Here is an 18,241-nt window from a genome sequence, read left to right as displayed (position 1 = left end):
TGAATTCCCAACGATCGTTCGCGCTGCCGATGCTGGATCCTGCCCTTGCCGTAACGCGGCGATGTTCCGTGGAAGGAGCTTTGGTGTCGGGCGCGCAGTCATGGTGCCACCTGTTCAAAAAGGCGATGAGATACGATACCGGCTACCGGCAGAGCACTACCAAGTTCGCAATAGGTTTCGAGGCAGAAGGACAGCCAGCCGCGAATGAAGTCGCAGGACGCGGTTGTCCGTGCACTGGCTTCCTGATGGCAGCCGCCAGAGCAAAGATAGCGAGCCCAGCATGAACCGCAGTCAGTCTGCGAATGAACATGCCGTTTTTCAAGGAATTCTCGGCGACGGACGCTGTCGAGTCCTTCGTTCGATCCCAAGTCAAAATCTGCGTTGCCGATTGCCCGGTGGCATGCATACCAACGCCCATTTGCGGATACCGAGAAGTAGCCGCCTCCCGCACCGCAAGGGTAGGGCGAGGACGCGCCACGATGCAGTTGTTTCAGGGCAACCGCGAGATTCGTTAGCCGGATTGGAATTCCGCGCCGAAGTCGATCGATTTCGTCCTCAGATGCGGCAACAAGAGCCGCCAGATAGAGTGGCCAATCAGCGTCAGTAAGTGGTCCCGAGGCTTCGGGTCCGACACGAAGTGGCGCAAAGCCAACCTCGGGGAAGCCGATTGCGGTCAATGCAGTGAGATGGCCTGCGATATCAAGATTGTGCCGGGTGACGGTTGCCCGAGCTGCGATCTTCGCATGTCCAGGACGTTCAAGCAGGGGCGTGATCCGGTCTACGACAGTTTGCCAACTTCCGGACCCGTCGCGATGGAGGCGCCTCTGGCGATCCTGGACGTCCGCAGCGCCGTCGAGACTAACTGTCACGGCAAACAGGTTCCGGCGCATCATTTCGAGGTCGTTTGCCTCAAGCAGTGTACCGTTTGTGGTGACAGAGAAACGGACATCGAGTTTCAACCTCTGCCCTTGCTCCACAGCGTAATCCACTGCCCTATGGATCAATTTGCGGTTGACGAACGGCTCACCGCCAAGGAACCCGATTGTGATAGGGCTCTCCGAATCAGCGCCGCTGAGCAGGCGGTCAATAGCCGCGCGTGCCGTAGGCCATTCCATTAGAGTCGTCTGGACTCCCCCAAAGCCGCCCCTTGCCGCATAGCAATAGCCACAAGTCAGATTGCAGCTGGAACTCACGTTTAGGGAGATGCTCTGCGGCTGAGGTTCTGAAATGTGGTCGAGCCCGACTTCGCCCATGCTTGGTACCGACAACGTCGCAGCATCCCAGTCAGCGTCGCTTGATGGGGCCGCCCCGGTCGCAATATCGTAAATGCGACTGAACGGAATCACTAGGAGGTGGTCTCCAACACCAGACGTGAACCGGTGGACCAGTGGAGCAGCGGGATCGGCGGGAATTGTCGGTTCAGGCATCGCGGTTTCCTTCAGCTTAGACGAGCAAGCACTTCGGCCCGACGGGTCGCTGCAGCTTCGGACAGGCTGACTGCTGCTGGCGCGAGTGCCGCCACTAACGCATCGCCGACAGGCGCGGGCGGCCTGGGTGCCGTCAATTCGCCCGCCCACCGCATCAGAAGACTGTATTGCCAAGCCGCCAAGGTGAGAGGGCTGGCGTTGGAGGCTCGCATGAATGGCGGCATACGCATCGTCGTAGCATTGCCGCCTTCGCCAGCCTCCACTTCGAATGGGCCGCGAATGAGCGTCTTCAGCCTCGTCGGGTCAGACACAACAAAATCTACAAGGCGTTGTAGATCAGAAAGCGAGCGGTGGCGCTCTCGAGCGTGCTGGCTCAGAGGCAACGGTACATCCAGGGTGATGCCGGGGACACTGAGATTGGGGTTGCGCAAAGCGTCCCGGCTGCCAAGCGCCTGGTCGACCGGGACGACGCCGTCGCCAACGATCGCAGTCGTTGCCAGACGAGCGCCATCAAGGCCACGCAAGCCGCGACGGCGGCGCCAATAATCAACGTTGAGCAGGGAAGCAGTCTCGTAAATGCGCTCGAACAGATCCTGGACCCAGATGGCTCTTTCTTCCGCGCTCATACTCGAGCTTCGGGCCTCGGCGGTGGCACTTCGATCATTGAGCTCGTCGGCGATGCTCAGGAATGGCCGGCGATCAGGTGCAAAGTCAGGCGGCCCCACGAAAATGTTGGTGTGGGCGGCCAAAGGTCCAACTCCTGACTGGGCCAGCCTTAGCGTAACGTCAATTCTCACTTCGCAGGTATCGTCGACGACACCAAGGGAAAACTGAGTCCCTCCGACTTCAAAAAAATCGAAGGTGTCGCCCGGGATAACGAATCCACCTCCAGCAGCCCTCGAATTGAACCAGCCGGCATCCGGATCCAGGAACGCGTTCGCTGCTTGCACGGCAGGTACCGAACTTTCCGGGGTCGGAATTGATGCCTGCGGTGGCCCATAGAACGTTCCCGTCGCCGGCGTGAACCGCACTCTCAAAACTTCTAGATCAATTGTGGCCGGCCACGGCGCAGATCCTGCTGTCGGATTGGCGTGAGGCCGGATAACTTGGATCGATCCGAACGGGATGGAACGCTCGCGAGGAATCATTGGTTTTGCGACTCCAGGTGGGCTGGATGCCGAAAGGCTTACAGGCTCATGCTGGTCCCCTCGGAGCCTCACCGACGGAAACAGGCCATAGATGAGATCCTGATTCAGGGTCCTTCGGGCGGCCTTTGCATTGCGGGCATCAATCGTGAATGCCACGGCAGATAAATCCACTCCAAACTTGGCCAGAAGGGCTTCTGTAACTGGCGCGTCTCGCCAACTCGTGGGCTCGCTGTCAGGCTCGCCAAGCTGTGCCCAGACTTCGATGAACGGACAGACCGGGCGAACCAAAATGCCGTCGCGGAAGCGAATGCTGTCGGGTCTAAAGGGTTCGATGGAACCATCCGGAAGTACATTCAACGACCAATCGGGTAAGATCGCGGTGTCCTCGTCATTGCGCGGATTGGGTGCGGTGCCCCAGGAATAAGCTGCCAGAGGCGTCGTGCTTCCTCCGAGACGGGCGACGACGATCGGAGGATCGAGAAAAATATTCTGAATGATTTCTGTCACAAGATCCTCCGATGCATTGGAACGAGCCCTAATCTCATTTGGTAAGCTCGGACAAAGCCTTGATCGAGGGCGTGAAAAAGTAGCCGCCGCCCTTGGGGGTGATGAAATCAGTCACCTGCGGGAGGATATGGATTTCTCCCTCCTGATCTTGAACCCTCATTGTCGTCGCTGGCGTTCCTGGTTGGACAGCATGACGGCCGAGTACAGCATCACGCCCCGATGCTGCCCTGGGCGCCTCGTTGCTGTTGACCCATTTCTGCATGACGAACTCGAACTGCCGCTCGATGGAGGCCTGATATGATACGAATATGAGACCACGCGAGATGCCATCTGGAACGGCCCGTCGGGGGTCTGGAAACCGAGGACCGAAAGGAATGCCTCGCCTGACGAACAGCCGAAGCAGCGTGTCGTTTGGTCCACCTTGCTCCACGGCGTCGTCGCGCGGGTTTACCTTTCGAATATGGGCAGCGAATGGGCAGATGGCGCCCTCTGGGTCACCCTTGGCCAAGGGCAGTGTTGGGAGCGGCGGCTGGCCGGCCGCCATGATCGGGCGCGTGGTATCCTGACGAAAGCCGAAATCATTCGAGACACGATTGTCTCCAACGAGCCGCGGATCATCCGCGTCGGGGGTCCTCTCCAAAGGTGCTCCTGAGCGCCAACGGCCGACGACCCGCGCCGCGACCCAGTCCGTCGTTGTGTCGTCGTCGCGACCATCTACCGTTTGTGCGTAACCACGCATCGTTTTCCAGAACGCTGGGACATCCTGCTCGAGAACTCGAAGAACCATGAATGAACCATTTGTCACCCAGACTGGACCGACTTCGATCGCCGGACTCGGCTTCGTCGGGTCGGTGGCACTCTGTCTCAGTTGTCGAAGCAGAATCTGGCCGGGCCACAACAGGACTTGGCCTGGACGACCAACGCGCGTAGCCTGCGGCGACGTCGGGTCAAGTGTGCGTTCCGTTACGAAAGATTCTGGCGACGACTTGCTGCGTCCGCGAAGGGCCGGCTGCGAAACGCCATCCTTGAACCCGAAATGCTCGTGACCGTTGAGATCATCGCCTAACGTATCACCGAAGAGATCCTCGGTTGATCGTCGGAGTCCTGGCGTTCCGTCCGCGGCTGTATGTTGAGCCAGACGCGCCTCAATGGCTGCTCGAAAGGCATCGACATCCTCTCGACGGTCACCGGCGATGGTCAGAACGATATCCATGGAAGCGCTGTCGGGCCGACCGATCGTCCAGTGTGATGGGTGGCCGGGAGCGGTTGGATCAACTGGGTCACCCAACAGGGAGGACCTCGCAACGAGGCCCGCGGCCAACGCACCCTCACCGAGCGCCTTGGCGACATCGGCTGGAGCAAGTTTTGATAAGCCGTTGTAACCAAGCGAAATGTTCATCCACGTCGCGGTCAGGCCTGATGGACCGCCACCTCTTTGTTTCTTTATGGCGGCGCGCAAACGCGCGTAGTCTTGAACAACCTGGCTTGAAGCGACATCAGCAGTTAGATCGCGCAGTGCGGACTTTGCTGCACCGACATCGACGATTTCGAGGAATATGAATGTTTGATGATCTTTGTTGAATCCAGGATAAATGTTACCTTGAATGTCCTCTAAGTCGAGCAGGGGTTCAACTTCTGACACGGATGCGTTCCTCTCACCTCTTACGCCATGCGGCGGTGAACAAGGGCCGCAACCTGTGGGCTGCCAGAATCCTCAGGGCCTCCGCAGGGAAATGCCAAGCTCTTGATTGTTCCCTTGCCATAGGCGACGCCGGTCAGGCCCATGTCGATCACCTTTGCGACCTGGCCACCAAAGTCCAACGGCACTCCTGCGACGCTGATGTCACCGACCACAAAATGTGAAGCGGCCGGGGCTGCGAAAATACCTCGTACTGGAAATTGCTCGGATCCGCGCGTGATGGCGAACCAGTCTTGACCCACCGCCTTGCCATCAGAAGTCGCAAAGCCAAGTAGATTGGGACGGCTCATATAGAGGCCCACCGGATCCTTTAGCGAGATTACGTAGCCGTCACGAGCGAGGCCATTGACGAGATCACCGATATGAGGATCACTCGCACGGCCACCATCTCCGTATTGCGCACAATCGATCAAGTCTTGCGCGTCCGTCTTCAGACTGCCATCTGGATTTTTCCTCAAGATTGTCGCAAGAGCTGCGATAGCTATCTCCGCAAAGAGGTTGTTGGCGGGTTGGATAAGGTGCATAGCACCACGGATTGTGTTCCATGGGTTGAGGCGGTGGTACGTAGACCCGGTGAATAAATCGGACTTCTTAACGCTCGGACTGACATGGGCACGATAGAGAGAGAGCAGAGTATCGGGCTCTGCTTCTCCCAGAAAATCCCAATACTCCGGTCCCTCACAAGTGAATGTTATTTTAGTTATCTTTCGGGTCTGAGGATCGCGTTCGACGAACCATTCGAGGTATTCGTCCTGATGAATCTGTCGACCAATAAAAGTACCGCTGATCCGCTCGGCGATTTCGAGGGCTTGCACTGGGGTTAGCGCGCTGTTTTCAAGCTTACGCGGAAACCCCGGCCATTTGACCGGCAAATCGGCAGGCTCTCCAAGAGATGGGAGGCCCCGTGCTGGGTTGAAAAATTGGCTGGGCTGCCCCTTCAGATACTTCTGTGTCTCTAAGACGGCGTCATCAAAAAGCTTCGAGAGGGTGGAATTCCACGCTCCGGCCGATGTTGGGTTCTTGAAATCGGCCAGTTTGCCCGGCGCCGAGAGAACAATACCACCACCTACCGCAAACTCAGCGTTTTGCGCCCCTCCGTCAATCTTGATGAGGGGCACAGGAGTTGTTGCTGCCGCGACTGGTAAGCCGACTGGAGGCACCTCTGGCCCGTGCACACGGTTGGACCACATCAACTGAATTGGTACCGTGCCTGGCCCGGCAGCGACAGCGACTCTTCGGAATACCAATGTAAGATCGGCGTCGGCTTCGACGATGGGGAAATCACCGATTTCTTGACCGGTCGCGGAGTTCCAGCCGATCCAGCGAACATCCCCGGTTCGGACGGCGTCCTCGACGTCTGGATCGGTCCGAGCCTCGACCAGTTCGTGATACAATGTCGCGGTCGCGTTTTCCCAAGGCTGCCATCCGGGAATGGGAATCCCATTATCGCCTTCGGACCAGACGGAAACGGCATAGTAGATTGTAACTGGCGAACCCGGCCGCGCTATATGAATAGAGCCGTGATAGCCTCCGAGGCCGTGCTTTGAGTCTGCCTCTTCCATCGGAGGGGTCCCGCGCCGTGGCTTGCGGCGATTAGTTGCCGTCGCCGAACCGCCTCCGTCACTCGACAAAACTGCACCCGGGGGAAGAATGAAGCCTACGACGCTGTTTTTGAGATCAACTGCGGACAGAGCTCCCGACATGAAGACCTTCGTCGCCAAGCTGTGGATATCATTTTTGTCGTAGATCTTCTGCAGCGGTGCATCGAGAATGCCTGACGACAGAGGATTTGTCGTTACCTTAGCGCCGCCAAAATATTGATTGAGAATGGAGTTGAGGCCGGGGTCAGTCATGGCTGCAGCAAGCGCGTTATCCAGATCGACCCGTTGCGCAGCGAAAGGTGCGTTGGCCCACTGTGCTCCAACGTAAAAAATTCGATAACTCAGGTTTGCTATGGTTCTCCCGCCGCGATAAACCAAATCCTCACTCGGGTTGGGCGGGAATGTTCGGATCGCCCGGACGGCAGATGGCATCCGGCTCGCAAATACGATTCCCCGGGCGCGATAGGGCTCTCTTACACCGTCCGCCATTGCATCCTCCAAAAGGTGGTCTGTACTAGAGTCCGGTACCCGTAGCGAATTGGCTCGATGTCAGCCTCTTGCAACGAAATTGAATCCAGAGAGACGAAGCAATTTCAGGCTTTTGTGCCTCTAATGAAAGAAGTAATTGTCCCAATTTTTCGGCCATCACCATAATGTATTTATGGTGATGGCTATTTATCTGACGACGCGCGTCTTTAGTGGTCAAATTCATTGACCATGGCTAGTGCCCAGTCCAGAAACCTGAATAAGGTTAGGCATGTTGAACTCACCGTCCTTGCCAAGAATCGGCTTCCAGTTCGGCGCTTGCCAGAGTACGGAACGCTTGTCCCCTACTATCAAGCCAATCAACACCTCAGCCACGATCCTGGCTCCGACAGGCCCAAGTCGAACTGGTATGGCATTTCGAGTTACATCGTCCAAATTGGAGGCGGACTTTGCGGCCTTTGTCCATGCCCATTGGGCTTCCGCCAGAACATAGTACCAAAGCGGAGCATTGCCGGCGAACCGCTTGCTAACGTCAAGAATGGAATTGCCGGCCCTGCCTAAGTCGTCCACTATAGCCTTACCAACGCGCAGTTCGTCATCTTCTATCGGCTCTATATCCATGTAACGAGCTACGTCTTGACCTGAAGGCAATCCAAGCGTCATTCCTCGAAGCAAATTTCGGGAAGCGAGGTTGGAGACGTCACCTTTCTTCGGCGCGGGATTGCCGCCTTCTTGTTCGAGATCGCCTGGGTGACCCGGACGAGGTCTCGAGAACTCTGGCAAAAACTTGAGGGGGTTTACCAGCGAGGTGTCGAGTTTGTAGGATGGCTGTACTCGCGACGGTCCCAAATCCTTCGGATCGAGTTTTTTGCCTCCCAGCTCAAAATACAGGCTCCAATCGATCGCCCAATTCTCAGGGAATGGTCCAAATCCGTTAAGTCCCTTCAACCGTTCGGCGGCGAAGATGAATTTTCGACCATTTATCGAAGGATCTTCGTCACCCACAGGGTTGGTGAGTTCGGTGCTCAGTCGGTAAATGGGGCGAACCATCGAGTGTCCAACCCGGTAGGCGGCCGCTGAAAACTCAACTGGCATAAATGGATCGTTTCGCCACTTGAAAAAGCGCAAGTTTGGAGCGTGCGTATGAATGTTGATCTTTCTGTCTATAAATCCAGGCAATATGTCTGCCATGACATTCTCGCCAACAATCTTTGGAAGAAAGTCGGTTAAAACAACCCACTGGTAGTGCCATCGAACTAGTTTTTGAATATCATCGAATTCTACGTTTTTGTATCGATCACATAGAGCGTTGTGAAAATTTAGAAATACGTTTTGCAGCTGTGAGACAATGACGTTTTCGTCATTCCGTTTGTCGCCAATGATTGCACGACCATTTTGAGCACGGGGCAGGTCCGTCGCCTTCGACGCGACGTTTCCTCTGGCGAGTTTCGTGGCGCCGAGGATAAATTTGCGATCTTCAGTGTACATGTAGGGCTGATCGGCAGGTCCGCGCCCGTAGATGCAGTCCAGGTCGAGACGAGGCGTTCGGAAATCCACAAGGGCGTCAGGGTCGTTTCGCTGCATCGATAAAGCAGACGGATCGAATGTTATATCATGGTCGATAAACTGTCCCAGATAAGTATAGCCAGCGGGAATTCCAAAATTTTCTTCGTCATCAGGGGCATTCTCGTCCGGAAATTGTGCCGTCTTTTCTGGATGAGCGATTCGCTTGCCATTTTGCTCTTCGGCTTCTGCCTCCATCTTATCGCCGAGAGCGAGAAGGTCCTCTGGGTGAAAATTGGCAGCGGGCAGCGCTCTAAACATTCGGCCAAATCGGCCCTCAAATGTCGAAGACCTTGTAACATTGTCGCCGCCACGCAGCGTCCCGTGAAAACTCGAGCGGCGTCCCCATTGCGAGAGCGGAACGCCAACGTTTTTCATTCTAGCCTCCTGGATATTATTTCGTGTCGGTTCTAATTGTTGCTATGCGGAGGCGTGCCATAGGTGTTTGTCGCTGTCGATGAATGGCAATTGGATCCCGCGGCGTACGAGCAGCGTGTGACTGATCCCAAGGATCTTGCGAACGCTCGCTAAGGCGGCCTCATTCACGTCGATATAGGCAACGATGTACCATTCGCCGTTTTCTTCCCTTGCCATGCCCATCGGCTTGGCGCGCCATTTGAGCGCGCCATGGTGCGGCATGAAGTACGTCTCCTGGACACCGCCCACGGCAGTCAGGCCTTCATTGAGAGCGTATTCCATCACAGCGCAGCATAGCTGCGTCAGCGTGCCCCTTAGTCCAGCTGAACGCTTGTCAGGGACCACAAACGTCCGCGTCCACTCGGCCCAATCCGAGCGCCTCGGAACACCCGATTTTTCGCACATGTGCGGAAAGACTTCGGAGACCATGTGCGGTTCGCTGGTCGGGATCAGTCGCGCCGAGGTCACCACGCGGTCATCTTCGATACCTAGCAGGTATGTCGCCACGTCCGTGTCGAATTGATCCAGTTCCCGGCCGTCAGGGCTTGCCGGCCGCCATCGCTTCTGATGCACGAAAAAGTCGTGGCGTCGGCGAAGGAATTCGTCGAATTCGTTTTCATAGAGATGTTTGTTTAGCGCATTGACGACATGGGCAGCTATCATTGCGCGATCCCCCGACGTTCTCGGAGGAATAGTTGCAGTCGCGCTAAAGTACGTCACCTGTCCGATCGGACAGTTGACGTACCTAAGGATGAATAAGGCGCCTGCGCACGGCTTCAACGACTGCTTGGGTGGTCGTAGCGACGCCAAAGGCCTCGCGAGCCCGAGTTGAGTGCCATTTGACCGTGCGCTCGGTCAGACCAAGAATCTGCGACGTTTCCGACGAGCTCTTGCCCGCCGCTGCCCATAAGAGCACCTCTTTCTCCCGATCGCTCAGCAGACCCTGATCGCCGTCATCGTCATTTGACAAAGCCTGGATCGACATGCCGGCATAAACAGCCATGGTCACCAGTTGCACCTGCTGGCGTGGTGATAGGCTGCAGCTCTTTTGCGAGGAGGCGAAAGACAGGACGGATTGCCAATGGTGGACGCTGAGCATCGGCACCGCAAAACCACTCAAGATACCGAACTCCGTCGCTTCGCCCGCGACACGTCGGGAGCCTTCCGTATCTGACCACTTTGCAGGGACATCGGCCCAAAGAAACGGCTTCAGGGTCTTCGCCGAATAGATGCAAACGCCATCGACAGCAGCATGCTCGGCCTCTACATAGCGTTCGAACCAGCTCGCGGGCCAGCCATTCAGCTCGACCATCGGCGCCAGCTTCTGCCCACCGAGCGGCACACCGCTCAGGATCAGGTGCTCGAAGCCGAGATTTCTCACGGTTTCAAGAAGGTCAGTCAGAAGCGGCCCGGTTGCCGTGTGCTTCCTGCAGCGTTCGACAAAGTCGAACACGTCTGCGTCGATCATGCCAGAGACCCCCCGCCTCTACATCGCGAGACAAGAATACCTGCTATTTATAATTCAAATTTGGGGCTTCGAATATCCCAATAAGCGCGCCTGACTTCCGCCAAAGGACGAGGCAGTCGCTGATGCCTGACTTGTCATCCAAAATGGACCTGCGGTACAGGGCAGGGGGCGGAAACTGCGTATTTACAGAGTACATCCATACGGTATGATCATCCGAAGAAATCTTAGCTCCACAGCACAGGGAGCATCAAATGACAAAGAGTGGCGCCGAATATGTTTCGCTGCCGAACTTGGCGTGCACGATGCTTGCTTTGCGGAACTCGCAGTTTCTGCTTTATTCTGTATTTCGGGGCTTTCCGACGTCCCTATTCACGAAGCGCAATTGCTCGCTATGCGACTGAAACGTTCTTGCTCACTGACCTCCACCGTCGTCGCATCTCAGCCAAGCGATATTGAAGAGATCGTGACAATTCACTTTGACTTTGCCGTGTCAGATAATGGGGCCATCGGCGCCGCAGCCGTAGGGTTGCCCGTCTGCGCATTCGCGCGAGCATCGGCGATGATCTTAACTACCTCGGCGGGAATTGGCTCCGCATAGGCGAATTTCCCGCGCTCGCCTTCCCATATGCCCGCATAGGATAATCCAATGACCTTGCCGGTCAGAAGGTCCAGCAACGGCCCTCCGCCTGTACCCGAGCTTGTGCTAATATCGGTCGTAAATTTGGGCGTACGCTTCGACACGTCCCCTTCAGGGCCGGTCCCGTAGGCCAGTATCCTCCCCGGCATCGCGCGCTTTTGACCTTCCTTGTCGCCCAACAGGCGGCTTACAAATTCGGGGGGCAGACGCGAGTCCCGAAAGGGGTATCCGATCACATAGGCATAGCGTCCAACAATCGCGTTTGGCTCAATTGGGATATCATTGAGAGCCAATGGCGGAACGACAACCGGATTGTGACTTTTTAGTTGAACCAGGACGATTTTCTGACCCTTCGATGAACCATCGTAGAGCGTTTCGCCGATCTCCAGGGGATTTTTACAATCGGGAGCGCTGCTGCCCAGGCAGAATTTGGGTGGTGCCGTGATTTCTGGCATCTGGGCTACAGCAGAGCTTCGAGCAGCATTGAGCACATAGTCCGCTGTGATCATTAGGTTGTCACCGACAAGGAAGCCTACACCCGCCATTTTATCATCGCTGCTCGATACCCAACCCGTTGCGTCTGCCGCAACTTTGATATCGTCACCGTGTCGCGCAAGCAGGCCGGACCAATTTATTGGGGCGTCTTTGGGTTTGCCGTCTTCGAGTAAAATGGCGGGCCGTGCCAGCGCGAGCGCCGCCAACCGCTTAGACTCATCGGACAACTTGCTAAGTTCAGGGGCCAACATCGCGTAACGAACACGATCTTCCTGCGCTTCGACAAGCTCATTCATGGACCGGCCTGTTTCAGGCAGAAGATCGAGAAGGTCGGCTCGAAGCCGGTAGATATCGGGAAAGATTACACCGGCATCGTAGTAATTGCGTAGAGCCGCAGCAAGTCTGCGAACCCGATCCGTTTGATTGGGGTCTAGGCCAGCTGCAGTGGAAGCTTTTCCTTCAAGCGAGTAGAGTTGGTCGAGCGCCGCCGCGAAATCGCACATCTGGGCTCGCGAGATTGAAGCGAATTTCGCATTGCCGCTGGCCGCCTGTATCCACGAGATCGAACACGCAATATAGGCCGCAACCTCTTGCTCGCTTGCTTTATTTGGGGTCAAAAACCTGGCTGGCGTGGCGGCGCCATTGGCAAGCTCCGGCGATTTCGGCCAATCAACCGCTGCTATGACCGATCCTTCGCGAGACGTTACCTGTCCGCTGACCTCGTTTGGGGACAGGAAGGCGCGGCGGATAGCCGTGAGGACCTGGCGCAGATTGATCTCCTGCACCGTGATGTCGATGCCTGCCAGCACCTCTGGTGGCAGCGTTACTGGCATCTCGCCGTAGATTGCGTAGGTGGTATCGCTTGGCCAGGAGCCCGATCGGCGGCTCTGGTAGTCGATGAACTGTTGCGAGAGGATCTTTTGAGCTGCAACGATGCGTTTTGGAAAACTGTCGCCTTCCTCGGCGTCTTTCGCCGCATCGGAAACTACATCGAACTTGCCAATATAAACTCGACTGTCGAACCATACGGTCAACAACTCGCGCGCCGCGAGGACAGCGATGCTGGCGAGTAACACAGTGTAGACCAGTTTCGAAAGCAGCGCCACCATACCTAGAACTTTGCACGCGCTGCCCAACCGGCACAAGCGGTCTAACGACCCAAGCTATAGAAATATTTTGGCGGGGTGCGCCTCCCTGTCGTCCTACTGGTAACGACTAGCGGTCGCAAAGCGTGACAATCGCAGCGCTCCCCACGAAACCTCACAGGACACTTCCGAATTTTGTTTGCTATCAACCCGTCGCGCGCCGAGTTTGCCCCGCGACAGAGATGCTCAAGTCACGGCTTTTCAAAGACGCGGCGTGATCCAGCATTCCCGACGGGTATCGAGCGGGTTGGTTGTGGAACTTCCTCTCACCGCAAGCTATCCTGTTGAAATGTATTGCGAAAATTCTTGTCCGAGCGCGTTGGGAATGGCTTTTGGGGGCGGTGTTGGACGCTCCTCCGTCACTAATCACGCTTACTCACCGCCGCTCATGCTGGATCGCTTTGACGCCCGGCACGCCACTGTATTCTTTTGATCCCACGTCTCGAGTTCTTCAATTGGGTACAACACGGCTTTGCCAAGCTTGACGTACGCCGGTCCAATCCTCTTGGCTCGCCAATTTCGCAGCGTTCCAAGAGAGATGCTGCCGCGATAGCGTTCCGACACTTCCTCAGCTGTCAAAAACTTCCTGTTCTCCATCAAGCTCTCCAAATGTCCGACGTCGGGAACATGTGAGCAGGTTCAAGCACGCTATCAAACCCTGTGTCATGCAGTGGCGCCGCCATGAGTGGGGATGTGCATCGGAAATAGAAGCCGCTGAGCGAGGGAGTAGAAGCAGGGGATATGCCTGGATAGAAATGGGATCAACTGCCAATGCGATCTCCGGCACGATCGCCTCGACCTGTTCGTGCTTGGAGTTGACGTGGGAGTCGATGAATTGGAATGAGGCGACGCCTGTCGGCGAGTTTGAGCCAGCCAAGAAGGCTGAGCTGGGCGAGCGCAAAGAAACGCGAGGCGAACTACTCTCGACATCGAACACACGGTGAGCATGGGATGAGAGTATAAGGTGGTGGCGACAAGTGTCTGAGTCGTGTTCGCCGGCGGTAGCCGCAGGCAGTGACCAGCTACTAGCTTTCCCGCCAACCGGCACTGCCGCAGATGGACCGGCCGACAATTGAAATGATCACCCATTGCCGCTTGCTAGGAAATAAGGCCGGCGCCCTCGCTGGGAGGTTGCCCGAATGGCGCCGGCCAGACGGTCCTATTCAGGTCCGCCGCTCTCCAGACATAGCTGAGTCTTTCCGCTGCGTCAGGTGGCGGCGGACTACGCTTTGGCTTTTCGCCTCGCAGGTGCCTTCTTGGCTGGTGCGACGGGTTCAGCTTTGCGGCCAAGCCCGATGGACTTCGCCAGTTGCGAGCGCTGAGCGGCGTAATTCGGAGCTGTCATAGGGTAGTCGTGCGGCAAGTTCCATTTGGTGCGATAGGCGTCCGGTGTCAGGCCAAAGTCTGTGCTAAGATGCCGCTTCAGGGATTTGAACTTCTTGCCGTCTTCGAGGCAGATAATGAAGTCCGGCGTCACCGACCTCTTCGGATTGACCGCGGGAATTTGCTGCTCAATGACAGGCTGGATCGGCGTGCCAAGTCCGGACAGCGAAGCATGAACCGATGCTATCATGTCCGGCAAGCCAGAGACCGGCAATGGATTGTTGCTCACATATGCGGAGACAATGTCGGCGGTTAACTCAGCTAGTTCGGCAGAGCGGGTATCGGATTCGTCGGTCATTGGTGGTCCCTTTGTCGGATTTGTCCCCTCTCTATTGTTTGATGCTCAACGACGCAACCGCCCTCCTAAGCTTGGTCTGTCGAACTTCAGTGGAGCCGACGCGGAATTCGTAAGGTCTTCGGACAACCCTTTGATGTTTTTCGGAAGTAGTCGCTACCGTAGAACGAAAGACGCTACTGGAGCGAAGTTGCTTGCCCGCAGAGGACGCGCCAGACTGACAGATGGCTGTCACTAGCACAGGCCCTCGCAAGGGATGCCATCCTTATCTCGATCGAGCTTGCCACCCCAGGAGCAGTTTTCGAGGTACCAGCGAGCCTCGTCGCATGAGGAGATTTGCGAACAATACCTCCGCGGTTCGCAGGAGTAGCCGCTTTGTGCGACTTGGCGCCGATCACGTAATCCAAGGGGCTTCGGCGAGGGAGAGCTCTCGGCATGTTGTGCGCGCCATTCCCAGGGCGCCTGGAATGTGCCTACCCATATCCCGAGCTTGGCTGTCTCTGCCTTCGCCTGCTGGGTTGAATAGGCACCGTGACTGTATCGCGGCCAATCAAGCGCCTGACCGTGTTCAACCATCCACGCGGCCACGCTGATGCCGTCCGCGCGTCGGCAATTCCCGACAAAACGATGATATCGATCCCAAGTGACGAATTCGCATTGCACAGGCCGGGATGCCGCTAGGAATGCCTCCAAAGCTTCGGCCGATCGGCGCCCGCAGGGATAATCGAACCCTTTGGCGTCGCTGCAATACTGGTTGCTCTCCGGGGCATCGATCCCGTTGAAGCGGATCCGCTGGCCGTGAATCTCAATGGTATCACCATCGACAACTGATGCGACACCGATGATAGGCTCAGGGCTTGACCCGAGCCAACGCGAAGGCCCCGCGTCTGATGTCAAGTCATCGAGCCGCGTTGCGGGTTGCGTAGCAAAGGCAGCGGCTGCAGCGACAACCACGAAGACCAACAGCGCCGGCACACTTATTCGCCGCGGAGCGCGAGAGCCGGATGCACCTGCGTGCTTCCGCCATTTTCCCCGGCGGATATCGTGTCGAAAAGTGCCCAACCCCTGCTCCCCCTTAGAAGAATGCTCCCAAAATAGCCGTGGGTCTAGGCTTCGAGGCAGGTAAGTTCGAGGTTTTCCTTTTTTACCCGCTAGGCCGAAACTTCGTGTCAATACTGGCCAGCGGATCGTTCCGCAATGTTTTGGGTAGAAAAATCCGTGGATGCGGCCACTCCTTTGAATTTGCATACGAGCTACCGATGTATTATCGAGCGCTAGGGGAACTGGGTTGCGTATCGCCAAGTGTGGGCTCATCAATATAACAGACCTTTGGCGACCTTCTGCTCGGCAAGGCGGCAAGCGCTGAAGCGCGTTTTTCCAAGAACTGATCTTAGGGGTGAGGACGTTGGCCGCGAGGTTTGAAGCGCTCGACAAGCTGCGCAATAAGTTGATGGAGACCCATCACGACTACAGGGTGGCGGCAGACATTTTTCCGAGCCTCAACGTCGATAAGATTGCCAGCGATATGGGCCTCGTTGACCTGGGATCTGCGCGTGGAGGGCAAGACCAACCGTCTTCGTCGTCGAAGGTCTTCGATGAAATCGAACATTCGGTCGTCGAGCGTGTGCAAGACGAGAAAAAGGCGGCGCACCAAACCTTAGAGGACCAGTTGCACCTGCTCTCCGGTCGTATCGCGAACCTAGGCTTTGAGGAACAGTTTGGTCTTCTTCAGCAGATCACCACGTCAAGTTTGTCCGACTTTAAGGGCGAAATAGCCGTGGGCTTGGACACCCTACACGCCCGCCGAACTGACCTTCACGAAGCCACCAAGGAGCTTATCGACTTTCGAAAAAAACACCGCCTAGAACGCGTGGCCAGACTGCAGAAGGGCACATCTCACTTTTTGAGGGTGGCTCTTCTTGTTTTCCTTTTCCTGTTCGAGACCTACGTCAACGGCTCGTTCCTCGCAAAGGGCAACGACCAAGGTTTCCTTGGGGGAGCTACGGAGGCCTTTGCCTTCTCCTTCGTGAACATCGGGTCTGCGTTGATTTTGGCTATCTTTTGCGTTCGGCTAGTGACCCATCGCTCCTTCACGGTGAAGCTTTTTGGAATCGGCTCGATACTCCTCTATGCCGTCATTGCGCTTGGCATAAATTTGCTGCTTGCTCACTACCGCGAGGTAAGCGGAACCCTTGCCGATGGCGCGGGCAGCATTGCTATTCAGAGAATGCGCCACAACCCGCTCGGCCTTGAGGAGGTCCGATCGTGGATGCTTTTCCTGGTCGGCCTGATCTTCTCGATCATCGCGTTCATAGACGGATGGTTCGTTCTCGACCCGTACCCGGGCTATGCAGGGGCGGAGAAGAGGCGCCGCGACCGGCGGGACCATTACACAAACACCAAGTCGGATCTGATCGATCGGCTGATCGAATTGCGAGACACCTATAACTCCAAGTTCGACGATGTTTTGAAGGGACTGGGCGGCCGCCGGCGAGAGCACGCTGCGATCCTTGCCAGCCGGGCGCGGCTGTTGGCTCTCTTCAATGAGCACCAGGATCAGTTGGAGAGATGCTGTAACCTCCTTCTTTCGAAATATCGCGAAGCAAATATCCGGGCGCGCAAGACACCTCCGCCCAAACACTTCTCTCAACCGTTCAAACTTCAGAAGAGCAAGCCGGTGGTTTATAGCGACGGCGAGATGAGAGATACCGACCTTTCCTCGTCCATCGCCGCAGCGCAACAAGCGCTAGGCGAACAGATGAGAGAGCTCGGCAAGGAATGTGAGGCAGGGATCGAGAAGTACCGCGATCTCGACAAGCTGTATCCGGAGACACTCGATGGCCAGGCCCAGTAGCCGTCGCAAGCCGGGGAGTTCAAGCAATAAGGCCACGGGCGCGATAGTGGGCACGGTGCTACTGGGTCTCGCCTCACTTGCGATGTTCTCAGGATTTGTCTGGCTCAACTTCAAGGCCCGGGAAGCTGTCGAAACAGACGCGAAGACCGGCTGCCCGGTCATGGGCGGTCCGAACAGCGTCACAGCTGTGTTATTCGATACCTCTGATCCTGTTCCACAGGCGACCATGGAAGATCTTGCCAACAAGTTTCGGCAGATTGCGGGTTCAATCAAGCAGGGGGGGTACCTTTGGGTTGGCACCCTGACAAGCGAGCCCGGCAATCTCGATGAGCTGTTCGCCAGATGTAATCCAGGCGATGGCTCAACAGTCGACGTTTGGACCAGCAATCCTGGCAAGCATCAGAAAGTCTGGGAAGAAGCCTTCGACAAGCCTCTCAAGGAGCTGCCGTCTCAGCTTCCGGCAGACAGCCAAACGGATCAGTCGCCGATCATGGCCGGAATCCAGAAGGTGAAGCTCAGCCTGTTCGACAACGGCATGTTCGATAAGGTGCCGAAGCGGCTGATCCTCGTTTCCGATATGGTAGAAAACACGCCCGCCTATTCGCAATACAAGTCGGGCGCCGACTACAGCGTTTTCAAGAAGAGCCTGGCGAATTCACGCTACAGAACCGATCTTCTGGGCGCGGATGTGACCATTCTCTATTTCAACCGGCCCGAGAGGAAGTTTTCGTCCGTCGACCATGCCAATTTCTGGACGCAGTGGATTCGGACAACGGAGGCACCCTCAGCGATTTTACGAAGCTGGAAGGGATGTAGCCAATGGCCCGCAGATATTCCGTCTTCGACACGTGGCTGTTTCCACAGGCGCTTTATATCTCGCTGACGCTGTCCGGTTGCACCTTCATCGCAGTGACGAAGACGGCAGGCGTTAGCCCGCTCATTTCAACTGTGGTGCCGATAGCCATCATGATCAGCTATTTCGCCTTCTCTTGGTACGTGGGGAAGCTGCGCCTTCATGACGAGCAGACAGGCGACAACCGTAAGCGTCGTTCTCAGGCCACGGCCTTGATTTCCGGCTTGGCGATGTAGGTCCAGGGCAGGAGTTCGTTAATTTGG

At 56.5% G+C, this 18,241-nt stretch carries 14 protein-coding genes; 3 read left to right on the top strand and 11 right to left on the bottom strand.

Annotated features, from left to right (window positions below):
• Positions 1–98 precede the first annotated feature (98 nt).
• The 11 genes from FJ424_RS20405 to FJ424_RS20355 all read right to left on the bottom strand — a co-directional run bounded on the left by FJ424_RS20405 (position 99) and on the right by FJ424_RS20355 (position 15,519).
• The gene (locus tag FJ424_RS20405; RefSeq protein ID WP_140652462.1) at positions 99–1,427 is read right to left on the bottom strand and encodes a radical SAM protein; all 1,329 of its coding nucleotides are present in this window, start codon (positions 1,425–1,427) and stop codon (positions 99–101) included.
• A gap of 11 nt (positions 1,428–1,438) precedes the next feature.
• Complete coding sequence (locus FJ424_RS20400; RefSeq protein ID WP_140652460.1) at positions 1,439–3,082, bottom strand: hypothetical protein; 1,644 nt, start codon at positions 3,080–3,082, stop codon at positions 1,439–1,441.
• Between the two features lie 34 nt (positions 3,083–3,116).
• A complete protein-coding gene (locus FJ424_RS20395) occupies positions 3,117–4,724 on the bottom strand; it encodes a Dyp-type peroxidase (RefSeq protein ID WP_140652458.1) in 1,608 nt (535 codons plus the stop codon).
• Between the two features lie 20 nt (positions 4,725–4,744).
• Positions 4,745–6,871: a hypothetical protein gene (locus tag FJ424_RS20390; RefSeq protein ID WP_140652457.1), complete on the bottom strand. Its 2,127-nt coding sequence runs from the start codon at positions 6,869–6,871 to the stop codon at positions 4,745–4,747.
• Between the two features lie 219 nt (positions 6,872–7,090).
• The gene (locus tag FJ424_RS20385; protein WP_140652455.1) at positions 7,091–8,809 is read right to left on the bottom strand and encodes a heme peroxidase family protein; all 1,719 of its coding nucleotides are present in this window, start codon (positions 8,807–8,809) and stop codon (positions 7,091–7,093) included.
• Between the two features lie 42 nt (positions 8,810–8,851).
• Complete coding sequence (locus FJ424_RS20380; protein ID WP_140652454.1) at positions 8,852–9,511, bottom strand: acyl-homoserine-lactone synthase; 660 nt, start codon at positions 9,509–9,511, stop codon at positions 8,852–8,854.
• Between the two features lie 82 nt (positions 9,512–9,593).
• Positions 9,594–10,316: a LuxR family transcriptional regulator gene (locus FJ424_RS20375; RefSeq protein ID WP_140652452.1), complete on the bottom strand. Its 723-nt coding sequence runs from the start codon at positions 10,314–10,316 to the stop codon at positions 9,594–9,596.
• Between the two features lie 471 nt (positions 10,317–10,787).
• Positions 10,788–12,557, bottom strand: a complete 1,770-nt coding sequence (locus FJ424_RS20370) for a serine protease (protein ID WP_140652450.1) — start codon at positions 12,555–12,557, stop codon at positions 10,788–10,790.
• 408 nt (positions 12,558–12,965) lie between these two features.
• Positions 12,966–13,190, bottom strand: coding sequence for a helix-turn-helix domain-containing protein (locus FJ424_RS20365; RefSeq protein WP_140652448.1), 225 nt, complete (start codon positions 13,188–13,190; stop codon positions 12,966–12,968).
• A gap of 625 nt (positions 13,191–13,815) precedes the next feature.
• Positions 13,816–14,274, bottom strand: coding sequence for a MucR family transcriptional regulator (locus FJ424_RS20360; protein ID WP_140652447.1), 459 nt, complete (start codon positions 14,272–14,274; stop codon positions 13,816–13,818).
• 231 nt (positions 14,275–14,505) lie between these two features.
• A complete protein-coding gene (locus FJ424_RS20355) occupies positions 14,506–15,519 on the bottom strand; it encodes a thermonuclease family protein (protein WP_140652599.1) in 1,014 nt (337 codons plus the stop codon).
• Between the two features lie 157 nt (positions 15,520–15,676).
• On the opposite strand from FJ424_RS20355, the gene FJ424_RS20350 reads away from it, so the two are divergent.
• Genes FJ424_RS20350 through FJ424_RS20340 form a run of 3 tightly spaced genes read left to right on the top strand, consistent with a single transcriptional unit; the run spans position 15,677 to position 18,214 of the window.
• Positions 15,677–17,125: a nicotinamide mononucleotide transporter gene (locus FJ424_RS20350; RefSeq protein ID WP_140652445.1), complete on the top strand. Its 1,449-nt coding sequence runs from the start codon at positions 15,677–15,679 to the stop codon at positions 17,123–17,125.
• Positions 17,109–18,008, top strand: a complete 900-nt coding sequence (locus FJ424_RS20345; protein ID WP_140652443.1) for a hypothetical protein — start codon at positions 17,109–17,111, stop codon at positions 18,006–18,008. Before FJ424_RS20350 ends, FJ424_RS20345 begins: the two co-directional genes overlap by 17 nt.
• Positions 17,945–18,214 carry a hypothetical protein gene (locus FJ424_RS20340; RefSeq protein ID WP_140786375.1) on the top strand — a complete coding sequence of 90 codons (270 nt, stop codon included), beginning with the start codon at positions 17,945–17,947 and terminating at the stop codon, positions 18,212–18,214. The genes FJ424_RS20345 and FJ424_RS20340 overlap by 64 nt, the downstream gene beginning before the upstream one ends.
• Positions 18,215–18,241 lie beyond the last annotated feature (27 nt).

The sequence above is a fragment of the Mesorhizobium sp. B3-1-8 genome (genome assembly GCF_006439495.1).
Lineage (GTDB): Bacteria > Pseudomonadota > Alphaproteobacteria > Rhizobiales > Rhizobiaceae > Mesorhizobium.
This window is presented reverse-complemented; position numbering and strand designations above follow the sequence as displayed.